Genomic DNA, 18712 nt, shown 5'->3' on the forward strand with positions numbered 1-18712 from the left:
TCATGATGGCGGGACAGCGCCCCCCTCTGTCCTGCCGGACATCTCCCCCTCAAGGGGGGAGATGGCAGCTTCAGCGTCTCGCTTATCCGCAAGCATTGGAGATTGGCGAAAGCCAATGCGACATCCAATCTCCCCACTAGAGGGGGAGATGTCCGGCAGGACAGAGGGGGGCGCGAAGGAACGCGAGTTGCGCGATTTCGCAGCCCTGTCATCCCCTCCCCATCCCTCCCACCTGCTCCGCGGACAAAAACAGCAGCACCACGTCCGACATGCCGAGCAGCGGCGTGAAGGTGACGATGGTGATGCCGCCGGTGGCGTTGGTGCGGGTCAGCCCTTCGGAATAGATGTCGAGCGGCGGCTCCTCGTCGAACCAGACGCCGTGCAGCGTCTCGCCCTGCCACTTCTCGCGGCCCTTCTCGTAACTCTTGAACGACAGCACGGATTCGCCGGCCTGCACGTCGCCACCGCCGCCCCAGGCCACCACGACGCTGTCGAGCGCGCCCGGCGCCCGCCCCGCCATCGTGCTGAGGATCGCGTCGGCCGGGATCATACCGGTGCCCCACGCCGCCTGCTGCTGCGGCGGGCCGATCAGGATACGCTGCGGGTTGTCGCGCGTGCTTTCGCCGGTGACGCCGGCCGCCCACATCCGAACCGGACAATCGAAAACCTTGCCTTGCCACCAGTCGGGATAGCGGCCGGTGAGGTGCATCGCCCACTCGGCGCCGCCGGCCCTGGTCTTGCCGAGCTGGTTGCCGGCCATGAACAGGCGTTCGCGATTGGTCGCGCCGGCGGCGTGGAATTCGGCCTGTCGGGGATAGGGCCGATAGGCGGCAAGCTGGTTAGTGCGGCGCCTCCGGTCCAGCTCCGCCAGCAGGCTGAGATATTCCTTCCTTGCCGCCCGGCTGTGCGAGGCCTTTTTCGAGGCCCGGCTTCTCGAGGAACGGCCTAAGGACGGCTTCGAGGCCGCGGATGCGCTGCCTGATTTCGTCATCGCTCAATGCATCCAGATTGTTGATGTTGACACTAAGATCCTTGGGCAGCACCGACAGCACGAGCTTCAGATACTGGTCGGGCTTTTCGGCGCGCACCTCGGCGATGACGCCGGCGCCATGGGCGCGGAAATCGGCGCGGATCGCTTCGAGAAAGCCGTCGGCCAGCGTCTTCTTCGCCCGCCTGGTCTGCTTGCCGGGTGCTCGATCGTGCGGCTGCGGATCGCCGGCGGAAGGAGCTTTGGCCATGCCCTACTCCGCCGTCCCGGCGGAGATCGCCGGCTTCTTGTTGCCTGGCCGCACGATGCGCTTGCGCGGCTTCGCTTTCTTGCCGGCGCGCGCCGACTTCGGCTTCGGCGGCTGGCTTGCCGATTTCGCATCGGTCGTCGTGCCGGGCCCCACCGTACTGGCGTCGGGCAACGCATTCAGCCTTGCCCTTAGGATTGCCGCCGCCTTGCCGTCGAGTGCTCCCAACGGGAAGCCGAAACCGCCGACCGCGTCGCCGGGGCCGCCGCGCACCATGCCGATCCGCACGCCGACGACAACCTGCTCGAAGCGGCCATGCCGTGCATAGGGTGCGGCGCCAGCGAACTCGCCAATAGCGCTGACGACCTCGCGGCCGTCATCGTCGGTAATGATGGTGGCGTAACGGTTGGACATAGGGATGTTCTCTGAAGTGGGCGCGTGATGGAATTTGCGGATAATAGGCGGCTTGCGATTCTGGACCTGACGCGAGATGATCGCCACAGCGCGGCGAACTGATGCCTTGAGGAATGGCGCCAGTTGCGAGGTAGAGTTGGACAAAAAGACCGAATTGAGCTTGCTGGACCGGGTCAAACTTTGCTTCGTCGACCGGCCAAAGATAGGTTTTTTCGAACCGCCCAGAAAAGTCGAGGATCATCTACGCAAGCATGGCTTGCTCGGTTGGTTTCGAGTCTCTGTCTTGGTTTTGGTCGGAATTGTCTGGCTTATCGCTTCTATGCTTTCCACGCCACCTAGGTAGGGGAACTTACTGGCACGAAGAGGCCTGAAACAAAAAACCCGCCTCGGCGGACGGGGTCGTTGGAGCCAATTAGCACCATACCCAAATCAGTAGCATAGCTGCCGGCACAAAGCAAGAACAAAATGTGGCACAGCGGCAGAAAAATGCGATTTCCTTTGCCCGCCGCGAGGTGGTGCGCAAAAAACGGTCGCCAAGGTGGTGTTCATTCGCGCCCCCCTGTCCTGCCGGACATCTCCCCCTCTAGTGGGGAGATCGGCAGTTCCAGCGCCTCGCTGCGTCCGCCCACTTCACAGCCGGCAGATCACGTAACGTTTGGTCGAAAGGGAGCCTGAAACAAAAAACCCGCCTCGGCGGGCGGGTCGTTGGAGCCAGTTAGCACCATACCCAGATTAGTAGCATAGCTGCCGGCACAAAGCAAGAACAAAATTCACCTGAGACGCGAAAAAACGCAGAGTAGCCGATTGGCGAAGCACACTGGAATGTCCGGCGAGACGCCACCGTCCGGATCAGAACAGGCATTCGCGCGTTTGACCCCTAGCCAATGGGAGCAAAAATCATGAACGTCGCCAATCTGCAACTCGAAGGCCTGCTTATGGCCATCGCATCGATCAATCAGGTCCTGGTCCGCAAGGGCGTGCTCTCCGTCGAGGAGATAGATATCGCATTGCGCAAGGCCGAAGCCAGCGAGACCAACGAGGAAAGGTCCGAGGGCATGTCGGCGTCGAGCCGCGACGCCGTCAACTTCCCGATCCGACTGCTGGAGCTGGCCAATCAATGTCAGCCGGAGACGGACATGCCGTCCTTCTCGAAACTGGCGCGCATGGTTGGTCAGATCAAAGAACCTTACAACGACCAGATGTGACGCCGCGACCAAGGATGACCGCCGCAGCAAGCTTTGGCATCACCCCCTGCCAAGCCTCAGCGCCAGGACGCGGCCCGGCCCATGCACGGCGGCAAACAGCAGCCCGGCCAGGAAGGTGAAGTGATCGACGAAGAAGCCGAACTCCGCCTGGTTGCCGGCCCAGTGCGACGGCCCGTGGAAGGCGAAGCCCAGGAACAGCACATAGGCGCCGGCGACGAGTGCTGCCCATGAGAAGAAGGCGCCAGTCAGGAAGCATAGAACGAGGACGACCTCAAACAGGGCTGCGCACCAGGCCAGGAAGAGCGGGAATGGAAACCCGGCCGCCGCGATATAGCCGGCGGTGGCGCCGATATCGACGAACTTGAAGATCACGGCCATCAGGAAGACGGCTGCGAAGATCAGGCGGGCGATAAGGATTGCCGCGGTCTGCCACGGCGACTGGACGGTTGATTGAGCGGTTTCCAAGGTCACGACGTCCTCCCAAGAGTTACGATGGTTGTGCCCCAAGGACGCACCACCAGCCGCAAGCCCGACATCATCCCCCGAAAAACCTGCAGGAGACAAGTGCGCGGGGAGAAGGCCTCGCAAGACCAGGTTTCCTCGCCCCTATTCATGGGGGAGAGGTGGCGCGGCGAAGCCGCGACGGAGAGGGGACTGCGCCGGCAAAGAAAGGCCCCTCTCCGGCCGCTTTGCGGCCCTCTCTCCGCCGCGAGGCGAGGAACCCGAGCCTGGAACTACCCTAAACTCACCTTCGGCTTGCTAATCGGCTCCCGTACCGTTCCATACTGGCTGCCCCAGCGGTCGGTCATCGCCCAGCGTATGTCCCAGAGTTCCGGGAAGAAGCGGTGGCGGGCGCCGGCCTCCAGCAATTCGACCGGCCTGCCCTTCAGCGATTTCGCGCCGAGGCCGATCGTGCGGTGGATGAGATAGAGGTGGTTGGCGCGGAATTTCTGGAACAGCTCGTCGAACTCGACCAGCGCTTCGGCAACGACATAGCTGTCGCCGTGATCGTAGCCGGTATCGTAGACATCCTCGACCGAGAGGCCGCGGCCGTCGAGGTATGACGTCTTGAAGGCCCGCCACAGATCCGGCGGCAGACGCAACAGCTGCTTGAAACCCGGCGATTCCTGACCGCTGCCATTGCCGAGCTGCAGCCGGATCTGCTGGTACTCCTTGGGCGACATGGTTTCGAGCAGGTCGAGCTGCGCCGTCATCAGCCGCATCAGCCGGTGCACGCGTCCCATCAGCGTGACGATGCGATGCGTGTCCTGCTTTTCCAGGAAATCAACGACGTCGACCAGCGTGTAGGCGATGAGCTTCATCCACAGCTCCTCGACCTGGTGCACGATCTGGAACTGCAGCTCGTCGGCATTGACCATCTCGGCCAGCGGCTTCTGGCAGGCCAGCAGCCTGTCGCATTTGAGGTAGACGCCATAGTCGCGCATCTCAGGCGTTTCGATGCGGGCATAATAGTCCTGCTTGTCCATGGCCATGCTCCTTGCCGCGGCCGTTGGGCCGCAGGCGTTTGTTGGATCCCGGTCCCCGAGTCTAATCGCTTTCTTGCCGAACATTGTCCCTTTCTGTTATTCGATTGGCGAGAAATGAAGGACGAAAGCTGCTTCTGAAGCAGACAGGAAGAACAAATGATGCTGGATGCGGTCGACCGGAAGATCGTCGCGGCGCTCGAACGCGATGCCCGCACCTCCTTTGCCGCGCTCGCCGACGAGGTCGGCTTGAGCAAGACGCCGTGCTGGAAGCGGGTCAAGGCGCTGGAGGATGCCGGCGTCATCCGCGGCTACTCGACCCGGATCGACCCGGCCAAGCTCGGCTTCGGCATCGAAGCCTTCATCCAGGTGTCGATCGATTTCGAACTGTCGGACGCCTTCGAGGCGGCGGTCAAACAGCATCCGCTGATCCGCCGCTGCCACGCCACGACTGGCGAGGCCGACTATCTCCTGCAGATCGTCACCGTCGACATGATGGCGCTCGACAGGATGCTGCGCGAGGAGCTTAGCCGGCTGCCCGGCGTGCGGCGCACGATCACCTCGATGGCGATGCGCGAGATCAAGGGCGGCATCTCGTTCGCCAATGCCGTCGGGCATACACAGACCAAGCGATAGACCGGTCAGGCCCTGGTCATCAGTTCGCGGCCTAGCCGCTTCGGTTGCTCGGCACGCAGAACCACATTTGTCGTCACCGTGCCGTACCGGCCGATGCTGTCGACGATGCTTTCAAGGTCGGGCGGTGACGGGACCACGACCTTGACCAGAAAACAATCCTCACCGGTCACCCGCAGCACCTCGACCACCTCCGGCAATTGGGCGAACTTCTTCAGGCAGACCTGGATATGCTCATGCGTGGTGCGCAGGCGGATGACCGCCATGGTGCCGAGCCCGAGCGCTGCCGAATTGATCACCGCCTTGTAGCCGGTGATGACCCCGCGCTCCTCCAGCCACTTCACCCGTTCCGAGGTGGCGGGCTGGGACAGTCCGACGCGGCGGCCAAGCTCGGAGATGCCGATGCGGCCATCCTCCTGCATGATCTCAATGATCGCCAGATCGGTGGGATCGAGCCTTGGCCGATAATCGCCATTCCGCATGATCACCTTTAATCCATCGGATTTCGTCGCTGCTTTCCGATGATCTCTCATTCCGCTGCCCAGGAGAAGACCTAGAATTGCGCGCGGCATCAGGAAAGAAGGGTTTCGCATGACCGATTTCATCATTGTGCCGGGCATCGGCGGATCGGGCAAAGCCCATTGGCAGACGCATTGGCAGCAGGCAAGCCCGGCGATGCGGCGGTTCAGTCCGGCGAGTTGGGATGCGCCGGATTTCGACGACTGGGTGGCAGCACTGGAAACCGCTGTATGCCAGGCATGGACACCGCCGGTGCTCGTCGCCCATAGCCTCGGCTGTCTGCTGGTCGTACACTGGCAGCGGATCTCCCCCCGCTCTATCGGCGGCGCGTTGCTGGTCGCCGTTCCGGACCCTGCGTCGCCGGCCTTCCCCTCCTCCGCCCGGGCCTTCGCCAACGCGCCGCAACAACGGCTTCGCTTTCCGTCGCTGATTGTCGCCAGCACCAACGATCCCTACGGCTCGCTGGACTATGTCAGGGCGAAATCCGAGCGCTGGGGCAGCGATCTCCATGTCGCCGGGCCGCTTGGCCACATCAATGGCGACAGCGGGCTCGGCGACTGGCCGGTGGGAATGGAGCTGCTGACGGCTTTTCTCGGGCGAACGCAAGCAATCGCCCGAGGCGCCGTGCTTCAGCCGTGACCGCAATGGGACGGCTACCGCGCCGCCGTCCTGATCTGGTTTGCGCCGCGGCGCCGCGCCTCAGTTCGATGCTGCGGCAGGCGTGCTGAGCTCCAGGAACGGCACTGTCGAACCCGGGATCATCGACTTCGGCAATTCGCCGTTCCATCTCTCCGCCTTGGTCAGTTCGACCAGCAGCGGATTGTTGGCGATTGCGGCGGCGCGAGCCTTGATGGCGCCCGCGGTCGCATCGCCTTCGACCCTGGTCTTGTAGGCGCTGGCCTCGGCTTCGGCCTTGACGCTGTCGGCGCGGCCCTTGGCCTGGGTGACGGCGATATCGGCCTTGATCTTTTCCTGCTGCAGGTTCTGTTCCTGCTTCTGCACCTCGACCTGCGCCGTCATCCTGGCTTCGACCGCCTGCTCGTAGGCGTCGGAGAAGTCGATGTTCTCGACCTGCACGCTGTCTATCATCACCGGGCCGTCGGTGACCGCCGCGATGGCGTCGGCGACGTCCTTGTTGAACTTCGCCCGGTTTTGGATAACCGACACCGCGTCGTACTGGCCGAACACGGTCTTGATCTCCTGCGGTGCTTTCCTGGCAATGACACGGTCGGCCAGTGCCGCGATCGATCCGTAATTGGTGTAGACGTTGCTGACTTCGGCGGCCGGCACGTGGAAGTTGACGGTGACGCGCATGTCGGCCGGCTGCTGGTCGCGCGAATAGGCCTGCATGGCCGGCAGGCCGCTGCAATCGTTCTGGTTCTCGCAGCCCCATTTGAGCACCTGCTGGCGCAGGCTGATCTTCTCGACGCGCTGTAACCACGGCAGCTTGAAATGCAGTCCGGGATCGACGACCGAACTCAGCGCCCCGTTGGTCAAGAGCACGCCGCGGTCGCCCTGGTCGATCGTGTACCAGGATCCAAACAGCGCAAAGATGCCGAGCGCCACGAGGAGGAGTGCGACCAGGCCGGAACCGATCGACCCCGATGCCGTCCCCGGCTTGCCCTGCGGACGGCCTGAATTGCCTTGCGTTTCGGTCATTACCCCACCCCAACCCGATTGCCCGTGCTGCTTTTGCCCACAATAGCGGCGGCATTGCAATCCTCTCGACATGGAAGGATCTTCGCGCCGGCCTGGCGGACCGGCGGGGTGGTTCAGGCTGGCTAGCGGATTTCCCCTGCAGCCGCGGCAGCGGGCTGGTACGCGCTGCCTGGCGTCTCCTTCTGCCGTTCGGCATCGCTTTTGCGCTTCGGGCAATCCTCGTAGTCGTGGTCGCGCCCACCGCAGTAGGAGCAGCATTTTGCCGGCGCGTCGGAGCGAAGCATCGTTGGCATGCACAAGGATGCACGAAAACCCGACGGATTGCGACGGCTTGCGCACCGGCAACGTCGATTTCGCCACGGAACCGCTGCCGCCGCATGAAAGTTATCTGCTCATTGCAACGGGAGCACAGGACATGGCCGACGACCCGAACCGCTACGAGACCGGAGCGAGGAAATATCCGGCAAAGACGAGCCCCGACGCGGCCGACCAATTTTCGCAGGATGCGGCCGGCAACAAGCCGCCCCCCGGCGGCATGGGATTGACCAGGCCGGCTGACGATTTCGACGACAAGACCCGGCATTCGGAGGGCCGGAACCCGCCGCGCGCAGTGATCCGGCCAGACGACAAGGCCAGCCCCAACAAGCCCGGCGAGGACGCAAAACGATGAACGTCGCCAATCTCCAGCTCGAAGGATTGATGATGGCGATCGCGGCCGTCAACAATGCGCTGGTCCACAAGGGCCTGCTGTCGGTCGACGAGGTCGACATGGCGTTGCGCCGGGCCGAGGCGGCGATGACCAGCGACGAGCGTCTCTATGAAGACATGTCGCCATCCAACCGCGACGCCGTCTGTTTTCCGCTCAGGCTGCTGCAGGCGGCCAACAATGCCCAGGGGGAAACCGGCGTACCGTCCTTTGCCGAACTGGCAAGGATGGTCGGCCGGACCAAGCAGCCCTATAACGACCAGATGTGATGGAGGACGCCATGGCCGACGACAAATCCAAGACCAAGCAGGATCGCAAACTGGTTTCCGGCGAAGAGCCATACGAGGTCGCTGCCTTTGCCCGCAAATACGGCATACCGCAAAGCGAGGCCGCGACCATCATCAAGCGTTACGGCCCTTCGAGGAGGAAGCTCGACGCGCATATGGCGAGCCGCAACGCCTGATCCAACTCTGGCGGCGGCCGCCGTTCACGCCGGAAGCGTCCCTGCCCTGCCGCCTTGTCGAGAGTATTGGCACCGCCAGCCGTGACCTGTCGGGTTCGCCCGTGTGGGGATTCAACGCCTGGTTTTGACAGCTGCGGAATACTCTCGCGGCGCAACAACTCATTTACCTCGACGCTGTACCAGTCCGGTGAGCAAAGCCGGGGGTCGGATGCAGGAACAATTATTGCGCTACGAATGTGTCATGGAGCCGAACGGCCGTTGGATGGTGTGGGACATCGTTCACGATCTGCCGGCGCAATTTTCGGAAATCGCGCTGATCGGCCTGAGCCGTCGTGAAGCGGTTTCGCTCTGCCGGCTGCTCAACGAGACGAGCCGTTCCGAGACGCGGCAGAGCCGGGCCTCCTGAGAAGCGCGTGCGTCTCAGGCCTGCCCAGGCGAAGAGGATTTTACATGCGATCGACAATATTCGGTCTGGTCCTGCTGCTGCCGGCCGCCGCACTGGCAGAACCGATCGAGACGCAGAAGATCATCACCGCGGCGACCGGCGATTGGAACGGCGACGGTGCCGCCGATCTGGCGATGATCGTCGAGACCGAGCCCGGCCATCCCATGGATCTGCATTTGTTCCTCAGGGACCGCGACGGCAATTTTCTCAGACCTGCCGGGGTCGTGCATGAACAGATTTACGGTGAATGGAAGGATTACGAGCGGCCGGGCCCCGCCACATCCGACACCGAGCCCGAACTCACCGCGCTCCCCAACGGCTCGATCAAGCTCTATGTTCCGGCGATGGAGATCGGCAGCGAGCGGACCAACAAGACGCTGACGCTCGCCTGGCGCAACGGCACGTTCGTCGTCGCCGGTTTTGCCTACGAATATTGGGATTACATGGACGACAATGTTGCCGGCGACTGCGACTACAATGTGCTGACCGGCAAGGGCAAAAGCAGCAAGAAGCTGGCGGACGGCAGCACCAGGCAAGCGACCGTATCGGTCGAAGGCAAGGTCATCCCATTTGCGGAATGGACTCCGGGCACTGGCTTCAGCGCTTGCGGAGAGTGATTGGTTTCGGTTGCCTCACTGCAGCGGCGGCTTCCACAGCAGACTGTTGCGATCGGCGGACTTGACGCGCAGCCAGGTTTCGCGGCCGTCGCGCAGCACCCGGAGCGGGATCTCGGCGCCCGCCGGGCCGCTGTTCCAAAGCTTGCGATAAAAATCGGCAAGCCCATCGACCGCCGTGTCGCGGACATCCGAGATGACATCGCCCTGGCGAAGGCCCGCCTGGGCGGCTGGACCGCCTTCGGCGACGCTCATCACCACGACCTTGCCGTCGCTCTCGGCCGAGAAGGCGCCGAGCCACGGCCGCGGCGGCTTGGCGACCTGCCCGCGCGTCAGCAGATCGTCGAGGATGGGTGGCAGAAGATCGATCGGCACCACCATGTTGATGTCGGCGACCTCGCCGTTGCGGCTCATCTGCAGGCGCAGCGAACCGATGCCGAGCAGCCTTCCATCCGCGCCGATGAGGCCGGCGCCGCCCCATGAGGGGTGAGCCGGCGCCGTGAAGATCGCCTCGTCGAGCAGATATTCCCAATAGCCGGCGAATTCCTGCTTGGTGACGATTCGCGCCCGCACGGAGCGGCCGACGCCGTCGGAGAGCACGACGGGATCGCCGATCTTCGCCCTGGACGCGTCGCCGAGCGCAATGGCGGGCAGTCCAAGCGGCGCCAGCGCCTGCACCAGGCCGAAGCCCGACTCCTGGTCGTAGGCGAGCGCATGGGCGGGAACCACGCGCCCGTCCTGGTCGGCCAGCCAGACCTCCTCGGCCTCGGTGATGAGATAGCCGATGGTGAGTACCAGCCCGTCGCCGCGGATGACCACGCCACTGCCCTCGCGGCGGGTGCCAAGTGTATTTGCCGTGAAGGCGTCCTCCGGCACGGTGGCGCGGACGGCCACGATGGATCGCAAAAGGGGTTCGATATTCATGCTGTGGTTCCCGGCAATGTTCGCAGGCTTATATGGGCTATAGGTATGGCGCAGGTGATCAGGCGCAAGAGGGTGTGGCGCCGGCTTTGGCGTGGACCGGCGCCGCGCCGTTCGCGCCGGGGTTTTGCAACAGCGCCGGCAGCCCTATCTGTACCTACGGCTATCCCAAGCTGCCCTATGCAAAGTTCCTCCGCCATTACCCACGTTGATATCCGATATCCTCCCAACCCAACCCTTCCAAAGGCCTGCCAAATGAACGACTACGCAACGGACCAATACACGCCGCCAAAAGTCTGGACCTGGAACAAGGCAAATGGCGGCGCTTTCGCCAGCATCAATCGGCCGATCGCCGGCCCGACGCATGACAAGAAACTGCCGGTCGGCAAGCATCCGCTGCAGCTTTATTCGCTGGCGACACCGAACGGCGTCAAGGTGACGATCATGCTGGAGGAACTTCTGGCGCTCGGCCACAGCGGCGCCGAATACGACGCCTGGCTTATCAGCATCAACGACGGCGACCAGTTCGGCAGCGGCTTCGTCGAGGTCAACCCGAACTCGAAGATCCCGGCCATGATGGATCGCAGTGGGAAAAAGCCGGTCCGCATCTTCGAATCCGGCTCGATCCTGCTCTACCTCGCCGAAAAATTCGGCGAATTCCTGCCGACGGAGCAGCCGGCCCGCGCCGAGACCCTGTCATGGCTATTCTGGCAGGTGGGCTCGGCGCCCTATCTCGGTGGCGGCTTCGGCCATTTCTATGTCTATGCGCCAACGAAGATCGAATATGCCATCGACCGCTTCGCCATGGAAACCAAGCGGCAGATGGACGTGCTCGACCGACGCCTCGCCGAAAGCGAGTATTTAGGCGGTAGCGACTATACGATTGCCGACATTGCGGTGTGGCCCTGGTATGGCGGGCTGGCCAAGGGCCGCATGTATGACGATTCCGGCGAGTTCCTGCAGGTGGAGCAGTACAAGAACGTGCAGCGTTGGGCCGACGCCATCGACGCGCGGCCGGCGGTCAAGCGCGGCCGCATGGTCAACCGCACCTTCGGCGAGCCTTCGATGCAGCTGCACGAGCGCCATGATGCCAGCGATTTCGAGACCAAGACGCAAGACAAGCTCGCGGCGGCCAAAAGCTAAGCCGACGACGCGCCGATCTCTCGCCTTGTAGGGGAGATCGGCAGCTTCGGCCGACTGCTCAGGCCCGTCTCTACCGCCGCCATCCAAGCTGGCATCAACAAAAGGGAGCTTGCCAGCCGGTTGTAAAATGTGGCGTTGGGCACGGTCGTACAAGCAGCAGGCAGGTTTTCCCGCTAGCTCAAAAACGACGATATGAGTTGGGCGATATATATTAGTTGACTAAACTAGCGGAACGTCCAATGCACATTCCCAGAACCGAACATGTCCTGTCTAGACCATGATATCTATATGGGACATTACTACATAAGCTGAACGCGACCTCGACGGTTTGGCGGCACAGCCCTCAGACGCCGCGGCTTTACCTCCGCGCCTTTCGCCCCGGATCCGTAGATCAACCGGACGACGAACAGGAAATATCCAACCTGCATGACGATCAAGGTCAAGATCGTCCAGGCCAGCGTCTTCCAGATTGAACCCGTCGCAAGGTAAGTCGAGATCGCCACGATGGACGATATGGTGGTCAGCCCCACCAGGAACCGTGGAAAGTTCATGACTTTTGCGCCGCCCCGTAACTCGCAACAGCCGGGACGAACTCCCCTAACCCATTACCCCGGACCAACGTTTTCACTATTTTGGCAATTGCGCAACCACCAAATAGAACAGCAGTTAACGCATGCTTCCGTGATCAAGGGCTGCGTGTCAGGTCACCAAGGTGGGCTGGCTTGGACGGCGGCTGCGCGTCCCTCCTCCCCGACCAGCTCTCCATACCCCCTCACAACCCCATCAAGCCCACGTATTCGCCACGTCTCCCCTTCGCACGCCTCGAGATAGGACTGGCCGAGCGGGACTTTCCCTCCGCCGTCCGGCAGGTCCAGCACGTAGACGGGATTGCAGATGCCGGACAGGCGCGCACGCAAGGCGCTGACCAGCGCCTGGCCCTCGGCGATCGTGGTGCGCCGGTGCGCCATGCCGGGCACGAGGTCGCCGTGGTGCAGGTAATAGGGTTTGACGCCAAGGCGATACATCAGCTCGCGGCACAGCTCTTCCAACACCTCGACCGTATCGTTCACGCCTTTCAGCAGAACGCTCTGGTTGAGCAGCACGAAGCCGCCCTGCCTTAAAGTACGGCAGGCCCGCTCGGTCGCCTCCGTGATTTCGCGTGGATGGTTGAAATGGGTGACGACAGTGACCATCAGCCGGCCCTGCAAGGCTTGAACCAACCGGCCGGTGACGCGCGACGGCAGCGCGACGGGTACGCGAGTGTGGATGCGCAACAGCCGCACGTGCTGGATCGCCTCGACTCGGGCGTGGATTTCCGCCAGCGCCCTGTCCGGCAGCGATAGCGGGTCGCCGCCGGTCAGGATCACCTCGCGGATTTGCGGATGGGCCGCGATATAGGCGAAGGCTTCGTCGAGAGCTTCGCGCGTATAGCCGCGGCCAATCGAGGTCAGCTGCTCCTTGCGAAAGCAGAACCGGCAATAGACTGCGCATTGATAGGTCGGGAACAGCAAAACCCGGTCGGCATGGCGATGCGTCAATCTCGGCACCGGACTGAAGGCGTGGTCGGCGATCGGGTCGTCGAGCTCGCCCTCCTGCTCTGCCAGTTCGTCGGGCGACGGGATGACCTGAAGCCGTATCGGATCGGCGGGGTCGTTCCAGTCGATCAGGTCGAGATAGGCCTTGGGGATGCGAACCTTGTGGCGCGTGGCCGCAGCTTCGGCCGCCGCCCGCTCGGCTGGCGACAGCGGCAGCGAATCCAGATCGCCTACATGCCGCACGCCCTCGCGAACATCGTCCCGCCATGCGGCATCCGCCTCGCGAGCGCGCCGGTCATCGGCTGTCATGCCGGCCCCATCGACCGCCATGCTGGCGTCGGGGATGTCGGGATGTGAGGTCATTGCAGGCTCCTTGAATTTCGGCCGGGGTACAGCAATGGAGCCAGGACTTGAAGGCAATAAGCGGTGTTGGCCGGGTTGGAGGGCGCGGCAGGAAGCCACAACCGGCCACTGATCGGCACAATCGTCCAACCTCGCTGAGGCACAACATTAGCTTGCGCTCATATTAGCTTGAGCGTATACACATAAACGGCCGGTGATCTACCCCCCAACCGGTTAGGCTCGGCGCCAGTCCCTCCCTACCCCTCAGGTCAACGACGCCGGGCCGCTCGGGGTCCGCCTGGTCGCCCGCGGGAGACCGGACCTCTTCGTGTCGATCATGCCCCCTGCTCAAGCAGCACCCAACTGAACATACCAGCTGAACACATCGGCGATGCCCGCGTCTCTCGGCCTTCCCGTCGGCGGCCGCGGTCGCTAATCTCGGATTGCGAAAAAGCTGGAGAAGAGCGTATGGCGATCGACTTGTCGCCAAGGCTTTTGGCGATCGTCAATGCGCTGCCCTTGCGGCAGGGCATGCGAGTGCTGGAGATCGGCTGCGGACCGGGTGCTGCAGCGCGCGAGATCGCGCGCCGGATCGGCGGCGGGCACGTGCTGGCGATCGACCGCTCGGCCAAGGCCATCGCGCAGGCCGGGGCCGCTTCGCGCGCCGAGATTGCGGCAGGCCGGCTGAGCCTTCGCCAGGTCGCCATCGAGGATTTCGAGTTGGAGGCCGACGAGAAGCACTTCGACATTGCCGTTGCGGTGCGCGTCGGCGCGCTGGACGGGCGTCATCCCGAAGCAGGAAAAATTGCCCTGCGACGGCTCGGCGCCGCGTTGACCGCGCAAGGCCGGCTGTTCATCGATGGCGGCGATCCGCTGCGCGAAATTGCGATACACGGCTGAACAGCTCGTGCTTAGCCTCCGGAATCGAGCGGCAGAGCTGGGTGCGCGCCTCAGCTCCGCAACCCCGGCGCCTCCTGCCCGGTGCGCTCGACATATTCGGTATAGCCGCCGCCATAGGTGTGGATGCCCTCGGGCGTCAGTTCCAGCACCCGGTTCGACAGCGCCGCCAGGAAATGGCGGTCATGGGAGACGAACAGCATGGTTCCCTCGTACTGCGACAGTGCTGTGATCAGCATTTCCTTGGTGGCGATGTCGAGGTGGTTGGTCGGCTCGTCCAGCACCAGCAAATTGGGCGGATCGAACAGCATCAGCGCCATCACCAGCCGCGCCTTCTCGCCGCCCGACAGCACGCGGCACTTCTTCTCGATCTCGTCGCCGGAAAAGCCGAAGCAGCCGGCCAGTGCCCTGAGCGGCGCCTGGCCGGCCTGCGGAAATGCATCTTCCAGCGTCTGGAACACGGTGCGCTCGCCCTCCAGCACTTCCATGGCGTGCTGGGCGAAATAGCCCATCTTGACGCTAGGGCCGCGCGCCACCGTGCCATTGTCCGGCTCGGAAGCGCCGGCGACCAGCTTTAACAGCGTCGACTTGCCGGCGCCGTTGATGCCCATCACGCACCAGCGCTCGCGGCGGCGCACCTGAAAATCCAATCCCTCATAGATCGAGCGGCTGCCATAGCCCTTGTGCACGTTCTTCAGCGTCACCACGTCCTCGCCGCAGCGCGGCGCCGACTGGAAGTCGAACGATACCTTCTGGCGGCGCTTGGGCGGCTCGACCCGGTCGATCTTGTCCAGCTTCTTCACCCGGCTCTGCACCTGGGCGGCATGCGAGGCACGCGCCTTGAAGCGCTCGATGAAGGCGATCTCCTTGGCCAGCATCGCCTGCTGGCGCTCGAACTGCGCCTGCTGCTGCCGGTCGGCGATCGCCCGCTGCTGCTGGTAGAATTCGTAGTTGCCGGAGTAAGCGGTCAGCGAGCCGCCGTCGATCTCGACCACCTTGTTGACGATGCGGTTCATGAACTCGCGGTCATGCGAGGTCATCAGCAGCGCGCCGTCGTAGTTCTTCAGGAACTGCTCCAGCCAGATCAGGCTTTCGAGGTCGAGATGGTTGCTCGGCTCGTCGAGCAGCATGGCGTCGGGCCGCATCAAAAGGATCCTGGCCAGTGCCACCCGCATTTTCCAGCCGCCGGACAGCTTGCCGACGTCGCCGTCCATCATCTCCTGGCTGAAGCCAAGGCCGTCCAGCACCTCGCGAGCGCGCCCATCCAGCGCGTAACCGTCGAGCTCCTCGAAGCGGTGCTGTGCCTCGCCGTAACGGGCGATGATCTCGTCCATTTCACCGGCGCGATCGGGGTCGCCCATCGCGTGCTCGAGCTCACGCATCTCGGCCGCCACTTCGCTCACCGGCCCGGCGCCGTCCATCACTTCGGCAACGGCGCTGCGGCCGGACATGTCGCCGACATCCTGGCTGAAATAGCCGATGGTGACGCCGCGATCGACCGAGACCTGGCCCTCGTCAGGCTGCTCCTCGCCGTTGATCATGCGAAACAGCGTTGTCTTGCCGGCGCCGTTAGGCCCGACCAGCCCGACCTTCTCGCCCTTCTGCAACGCGGCGGAGGCTTCGATGAAGACGATCTGCCGGCCGTTCTGCTTGCTGATGCTTTCGAGACGAATCATGGTTTTCCAGGAAAGGCCAAAGGAGAGTTCCCGCGCCAATACGCGATAGGCCGCGCCGGCGGAAGCCCGCAAGTGGTGAGGCGCCCCGCGCCAAATTGTCTGAACCCTATCGTTGCATCGCCCGCCGGAATCGCTCGTCCAGCTGCTGGAACTCGGCAAAGAGCCCATCGCATGCCCGGCGACCCGCTTCGCATCGCATAGTCCGTGTTTGGTACAAACTGCCCTGCCGGTCCCTGCTGAGGCGATTGCAGGTTATGGCGGGATACGCCTGTTCGGTGGGCCTTGTGAAACTCCACTGTGTCAGCCCGTCAGCAGAAACGAACAGTTCGAAGCGGGATGAGCCAGCAACCCGACGCAACGCGGGAGACGCCCTCAGTTGCTCGACCAAATCCAGTGCATCAGCACCGTGGAAACCGCACATCGTCGACGGCCCATGCGCGTCGCGGTGGATGCCTTCGTCCACAGTCTGGGCATGCGAGGCGCCGTAGGTTGCGAGCATAATCGCGCCGACTACACGAAATCTTCTCACTGGAGCTTCCCTATTGGCTACTGCATTCGGTCAACACTGTTGGTTGCAGCAGGACCACTCACCCGATCCCGTCGCCTCATAGGCGCCGGCGGCGCCCCTGTCCTCAAGTCGCACCGGCCGGCACAAGGATACTACCGGTGAAGCGCGCGTCGCTCCGCTGCATGGGGACAGGCTCGCCGCCGACATGGACTGATGCGCTGGTCCTGGTCCCGATCTTGTCACTAAACCCAAGCGCGATGTTTATCTCGTCCGATCGCCTTCGCAAAGTAGCCGGCGGTCCGGACGATCACACCCGGCCGGATGTCCCGCCCTCGCCAAAAATCCCGGTCACCCAGTCGATGAACACGCGTACCCGTGGCGCGAGCTGGCGGTTCTGTGGGTAGAGCGCCGACAGCGGTGTCGGCGACGGCGGGTAATCCGGCAGCACTTCGACAAGCGTGCCGCGTGCGAAATCCCCGGCGAAGCGGTAATGCGGCGCCTGCACCAGGCCGAAGCCGAGACGCGCCAGTTCCGCCATCGTGTCGGAGCCGTTGACCGTCACCCGGGTCGGCAGCGTGACATAGCGCAACTCGCCGCCAACGGTGAATTCGAGCGGCATGACCTCGCCGGTGCGCGACGAGCGGAAGCCGACCATCAGATGGCCTTCGAGATCGTCGGGGGTTGCCGGCATGCCGTGCTTTTCGAGATAGGCGGGGCTGGCACAGGTGACTTCGCGCAATGTTGCCACCCGCCGCACGATCATACCGCTGTCGGCCTGTTCGCCGGAACGCAGCACGCAGTCGATGCCCTCGCGCACCAGATCGACCAGCCGGTCGCCGTCGCCGATATGCAGGTCGATCCCGGGGTAGCGGTCGAGGAATTCGGTGAGCCGCGGCAGGATGAAATGGCGGGCCATGAAGCCGTGCACGTCGATCCTCAAAAGGCCTTGCGGCTGCGCCGATTGATAGCCGGCCTCGGCATCTTCGACATCGGCAAGGATGGCGAGGCAGCGCTGGTAATAGGCCTGGCCGTCCAATGTCGGCCTGACATGGCGCGTGGTGCGTTCGAGTAGCCTCACCCCCAGCCGCGCCTCGAGGTCCTTGATCGCCTCGGTGGCGCTCGATCGCGACATCGACAGATCGGCGGCGGCCGCGGTGAAGCTGCCGCGCTCGATCACACGGGCAAGCAGGCGCATCCGGTCGAGACTGTCCATCGCCATTGTTCGCCATATCCGAATGGTGTTGGCAAGTCCCGAGCGATTATCCCGCAGGATTTATCGCCTATTTTCAGCCGACAAGAATTGGAGAGCTGACATGACTGCGCGGAATGCAAAGGTGGCGCTGGTAACCGGCGCCTCGAAGGGTATCGGCGCCGAAATTGCCAGAAGGCTGGCACGCGACGGCTTTTCGGTCGTCGTCAACTATGCCAGGGGCGCCGAAGCAGCCGAAGGCGTGGTGCGCGGGATCGAAGCGGCGGGCGGCACGGCGATCGCCGTTCAGGCCGATGTCGGCGATCCCAAAGGCGTGGCGCATCTGTTCGACGCAGCCGAGCAGGCGTTTGGCGGCCTCGACGTGCTGGTCAACAACGCCGGCATCATGAAGCTCGCGCCGATCGCGCAGATGGACGACACCGGTTTTGAGCAGCAGGTCGCGGTGAACCTCGGTGGCGTCTTTCGTGGCATGCGCGAAGCCGCAAGAAGGCTGCGCGACGGCGGCCGCATCGTCAGCTTCTCGTCCAGCGTGGTCGGGCTCTACCAGCCGACCTACGGCGTTTACGCTGCCACCAAGGCCGGCGTCGAAGCGATGACGCATGTGCTGGCCAAGGAACTCGGGCCGCGCGGCATCACAGTCAATGTCGTGGCGCCGGGGCCGGTGGCTACCGAGCTGTTCCTCGGCGGCAAGTCTGAGGCACTGGTCGAAACGATCACCAGGATGATCCCGCTGGGGCGGCTCGGCCAGCCCGCCGACATCGCCGGCGTGGTGTCGTTCCTCGCCGGACCGGACAGCGGCTGGGTCAACGGCCAGGTGCTGCGCGCCAATGGCGGCACAGTTTGACTTTACCTCCAACAACCAACAGGAAATCGACATCATGCCGTTTGCAAACTTCAAGGTGCCTGAACGCGCGCTGTCCGCCGCACAGAAGGAGGACCTCGTCCACAAGACCACAGCCCTGTTCGTCGAAATGTTCGGCGAAGGCGTGCGCCCCTACACCATGGTGCTGATCGAGGAGGTCGCCGATGGCGGCTACGGCCGCGCCGACGTGGTGTTCACGATTCCTGGGGCAGGATAAAATCCTGAACCCCAAGCACCGCCT

General features: G+C 63.5%; 26 protein-coding genes. 12 read left to right on the forward strand and 14 right to left on the reverse strand.

Annotated elements, in window-relative coordinates; all coding sequences use genetic code 11:
- Nucleotides 1-208: 208 nt before the first annotated feature.
- From NKJ72_RS01435 to NKJ72_RS01450, 4 genes are all read right to left on the reverse strand, one after another.
- Nucleotides 209-760 carry a terminase large subunit domain-containing protein gene (locus NKJ72_RS01435; RefSeq protein ID WP_254819621.1) on the reverse strand — a complete coding sequence of 184 codons (552 nt, stop codon included), beginning with the start codon at nucleotides 758-760 and terminating at the stop codon, nucleotides 209-211.
- A gap of 79 nt (nucleotides 761-839) precedes the next feature.
- A complete protein-coding gene (locus NKJ72_RS01440) occupies nucleotides 840-1238 on the reverse strand; it encodes a hypothetical protein (protein ID WP_352475520.1) in 399 nt (132 codons plus the stop codon).
- Nucleotides 1239-1241: 3 nt separating this feature from the next.
- Nucleotides 1242-1649 carry a hypothetical protein gene (locus NKJ72_RS01445; protein ID WP_352475521.1) on the reverse strand — a complete coding sequence of 136 codons (408 nt, stop codon included), beginning with the start codon at nucleotides 1647-1649 and terminating at the stop codon, nucleotides 1242-1244.
- Nucleotides 1612-1890 (reverse strand): hypothetical protein, encoded by a 279-nt coding sequence (locus tag NKJ72_RS01450; protein WP_352475522.1) that lies wholly within the window; start codon nucleotides 1888-1890, stop codon nucleotides 1612-1614. The genes NKJ72_RS01445 and NKJ72_RS01450 overlap by 38 nt, the downstream gene beginning before the upstream one ends.
- A gap of 658 nt (nucleotides 1891-2548) precedes the next feature.
- Here NKJ72_RS01450 and NKJ72_RS01455 point away from each other — a divergent pair.
- Nucleotides 2549-2854 (forward strand): hypothetical protein, encoded by a 306-nt coding sequence (locus NKJ72_RS01455; protein WP_023675713.1) that lies wholly within the window; start codon nucleotides 2549-2551, stop codon nucleotides 2852-2854.
- A 39-nt stretch (nucleotides 2855-2893) separates the two neighbouring features.
- Here the strand turns inward: NKJ72_RS01455 and NKJ72_RS01460 are convergent, their stop codons facing one another.
- Together NKJ72_RS01460 and NKJ72_RS01465 are read right to left on the reverse strand one after the other, a co-directional pair.
- Nucleotides 2894-3325 (reverse strand): DoxX family protein, encoded by a 432-nt coding sequence (locus NKJ72_RS01460; protein ID WP_352475523.1) that lies wholly within the window; start codon nucleotides 3323-3325, stop codon nucleotides 2894-2896.
- Nucleotides 3326-3588: 263 nt separating this feature from the next.
- Nucleotides 3589-4341, reverse strand: a complete 753-nt coding sequence (locus tag NKJ72_RS01465; RefSeq protein WP_352475524.1) for a tryptophan 2,3-dioxygenase family protein — start codon at nucleotides 4339-4341, stop codon at nucleotides 3589-3591.
- 156 nt (nucleotides 4342-4497) lie between these two features.
- On the opposite strand from NKJ72_RS01465, the gene NKJ72_RS01470 reads away from it, so the two are divergent.
- Entirely contained in the window at nucleotides 4498-4974 is a 477-nt protein-coding gene (locus tag NKJ72_RS01470; protein WP_254819628.1) for an Lrp/AsnC family transcriptional regulator, read from the forward strand.
- A 5-nt stretch (nucleotides 4975-4979) separates the two neighbouring features.
- On the opposite strand, the gene NKJ72_RS01475 is transcribed toward NKJ72_RS01470, so the two are convergent.
- Nucleotides 4980-5453 carry an Lrp/AsnC family transcriptional regulator gene (locus tag NKJ72_RS01475; protein WP_352475729.1) on the reverse strand — a complete coding sequence of 158 codons (474 nt, stop codon included), beginning with the start codon at nucleotides 5451-5453 and terminating at the stop codon, nucleotides 4980-4982.
- A gap of 109 nt (nucleotides 5454-5562) precedes the next feature.
- Between NKJ72_RS01475 and NKJ72_RS01480 the strand changes: the two genes are divergently transcribed.
- Complete coding sequence (locus tag NKJ72_RS01480) at nucleotides 5563-6129, forward strand: RBBP9/YdeN family alpha/beta hydrolase (RefSeq protein WP_352475525.1); 567 nt, start codon at nucleotides 5563-5565, stop codon at nucleotides 6127-6129.
- 60 nt (nucleotides 6130-6189) lie between these two features.
- Here the strand turns inward: NKJ72_RS01480 and NKJ72_RS01485 are convergent, their stop codons facing one another.
- Nucleotides 6190-7149 (reverse strand): prohibitin family protein, encoded by a 960-nt coding sequence (locus NKJ72_RS01485; protein WP_352475526.1) that lies wholly within the window; start codon nucleotides 7147-7149, stop codon nucleotides 6190-6192.
- Between the two features lie 122 nt (nucleotides 7150-7271).
- On the reverse strand, nucleotides 7272-7442 hold the full coding sequence (locus NKJ72_RS01490) for a hypothetical protein (protein ID WP_352475527.1): 171 nt from the start codon (nucleotides 7440-7442) through the stop codon (nucleotides 7272-7274).
- 8 nt (nucleotides 7443-7450) lie between these two features.
- On the opposite strand from NKJ72_RS01490, the gene NKJ72_RS01495 reads away from it, so the two are divergent.
- The 5 genes from NKJ72_RS01495 to NKJ72_RS01515 all read left to right on the forward strand — a co-directional run bounded on the left by NKJ72_RS01495 (nucleotide 7451) and on the right by NKJ72_RS01515 (nucleotide 9380).
- Nucleotides 7451-7819 carry a hypothetical protein gene (locus tag NKJ72_RS01495; protein ID WP_352475528.1) on the forward strand — a complete coding sequence of 123 codons (369 nt, stop codon included), beginning with the start codon at nucleotides 7451-7453 and terminating at the stop codon, nucleotides 7817-7819.
- The gene (locus NKJ72_RS01500) at nucleotides 7816-8124 is read left to right on the forward strand and encodes a hypothetical protein (RefSeq protein WP_352475529.1); all 309 of its coding nucleotides are present in this window, start codon (nucleotides 7816-7818) and stop codon (nucleotides 8122-8124) included. The genes NKJ72_RS01495 and NKJ72_RS01500 overlap by 4 nt, the downstream gene beginning before the upstream one ends.
- 11 nt (nucleotides 8125-8135) lie before the next feature.
- Nucleotides 8136-8318, forward strand: a complete 183-nt coding sequence (locus NKJ72_RS01505; RefSeq protein ID WP_023675702.1) for a DUF3606 domain-containing protein — start codon at nucleotides 8136-8138, stop codon at nucleotides 8316-8318.
- A gap of 223 nt (nucleotides 8319-8541) precedes the next feature.
- Nucleotides 8542-8724, forward strand: coding sequence for a hypothetical protein (locus NKJ72_RS01510; protein ID WP_245274654.1), 183 nt, complete (start codon nucleotides 8542-8544; stop codon nucleotides 8722-8724).
- Nucleotides 8725-8768: 44 nt separating this feature from the next.
- Complete coding sequence (locus NKJ72_RS01515; RefSeq protein WP_352475530.1) at nucleotides 8769-9380, forward strand: hypothetical protein; 612 nt, start codon at nucleotides 8769-8771, stop codon at nucleotides 9378-9380.
- Between the two features lie 15 nt (nucleotides 9381-9395).
- On the opposite strand, the gene NKJ72_RS01520 is transcribed toward NKJ72_RS01515, so the two are convergent.
- Nucleotides 9396-10301 (reverse strand): S1C family serine protease, encoded by a 906-nt coding sequence (locus NKJ72_RS01520; RefSeq protein WP_254819635.1) that lies wholly within the window; start codon nucleotides 10299-10301, stop codon nucleotides 9396-9398.
- Nucleotides 10302-10553: 252 nt separating this feature from the next.
- On the opposite strand from NKJ72_RS01520, the gene yghU reads away from it, so the two are divergent.
- Nucleotides 10554-11441, forward strand: a complete 888-nt coding sequence (gene yghU, locus NKJ72_RS01525) for a glutathione-dependent disulfide-bond oxidoreductase (protein WP_352475531.1) — start codon at nucleotides 10554-10556, stop codon at nucleotides 11439-11441.
- A 299-nt stretch (nucleotides 11442-11740) separates the two neighbouring features.
- Here yghU and NKJ72_RS01530 read toward each other — a convergent pair whose 3' ends face one another.
- Nucleotides 11741-11992, reverse strand: a complete 252-nt coding sequence (locus tag NKJ72_RS01530; protein WP_352475532.1) for an exopolysaccharide production repressor protein — start codon at nucleotides 11990-11992, stop codon at nucleotides 11741-11743.
- A gap of 153 nt (nucleotides 11993-12145) precedes the next feature.
- Nucleotides 12146-13285 (reverse strand): KamA family radical SAM protein, encoded by a 1140-nt coding sequence (locus NKJ72_RS01535; protein ID WP_352475730.1) that lies wholly within the window; start codon nucleotides 13283-13285, stop codon nucleotides 12146-12148.
- Nucleotides 13286-13786: 501 nt separating this feature from the next.
- On the opposite strand from NKJ72_RS01535, the gene NKJ72_RS01540 reads away from it, so the two are divergent.
- Nucleotides 13787-14218 (forward strand): SAM-dependent methyltransferase, encoded by a 432-nt coding sequence (locus NKJ72_RS01540; RefSeq protein ID WP_352475533.1) that lies wholly within the window; start codon nucleotides 13787-13789, stop codon nucleotides 14216-14218.
- 50 nt (nucleotides 14219-14268) lie between these two features.
- Here NKJ72_RS01540 and NKJ72_RS01545 read toward each other — a convergent pair whose 3' ends face one another.
- Nucleotides 14269-15891: an ABC-F family ATP-binding cassette domain-containing protein gene (locus NKJ72_RS01545; RefSeq protein WP_352475534.1), complete on the reverse strand. Its 1623-nt coding sequence runs from the start codon at nucleotides 15889-15891 to the stop codon at nucleotides 14269-14271.
- An 815-nt stretch (nucleotides 15892-16706) separates the two neighbouring features.
- Nucleotides 16707-17612 carry a LysR family transcriptional regulator gene (locus NKJ72_RS01550; protein ID WP_352475731.1) on the reverse strand — a complete coding sequence of 302 codons (906 nt, stop codon included), beginning with the start codon at nucleotides 17610-17612 and terminating at the stop codon, nucleotides 16707-16709.
- Between the two features lie 100 nt (nucleotides 17613-17712).
- Between NKJ72_RS01550 and NKJ72_RS01555 the strand changes: the two genes are divergently transcribed.
- Both NKJ72_RS01555 and NKJ72_RS01560 read left to right on the forward strand, forming a co-directional pair.
- Nucleotides 17713-18453, forward strand: a complete 741-nt coding sequence (locus tag NKJ72_RS01555) for an SDR family oxidoreductase (RefSeq protein WP_352475535.1) — start codon at nucleotides 17713-17715, stop codon at nucleotides 18451-18453.
- 34 nt (nucleotides 18454-18487) lie between these two features.
- Nucleotides 18488-18688: a tautomerase family protein gene (locus NKJ72_RS01560; protein WP_352475732.1), complete on the forward strand. Its 201-nt coding sequence runs from the start codon at nucleotides 18488-18490 to the stop codon at nucleotides 18686-18688.
- The last annotated feature ends 24 nt before the right edge of the window (nucleotides 18689-18712 follow it).

This window comes from Mesorhizobium sp. M0045, assembly GCF_040323385.1.
Classification (GTDB): domain Bacteria; phylum Pseudomonadota; class Alphaproteobacteria; order Rhizobiales; family Rhizobiaceae; genus Mesorhizobium.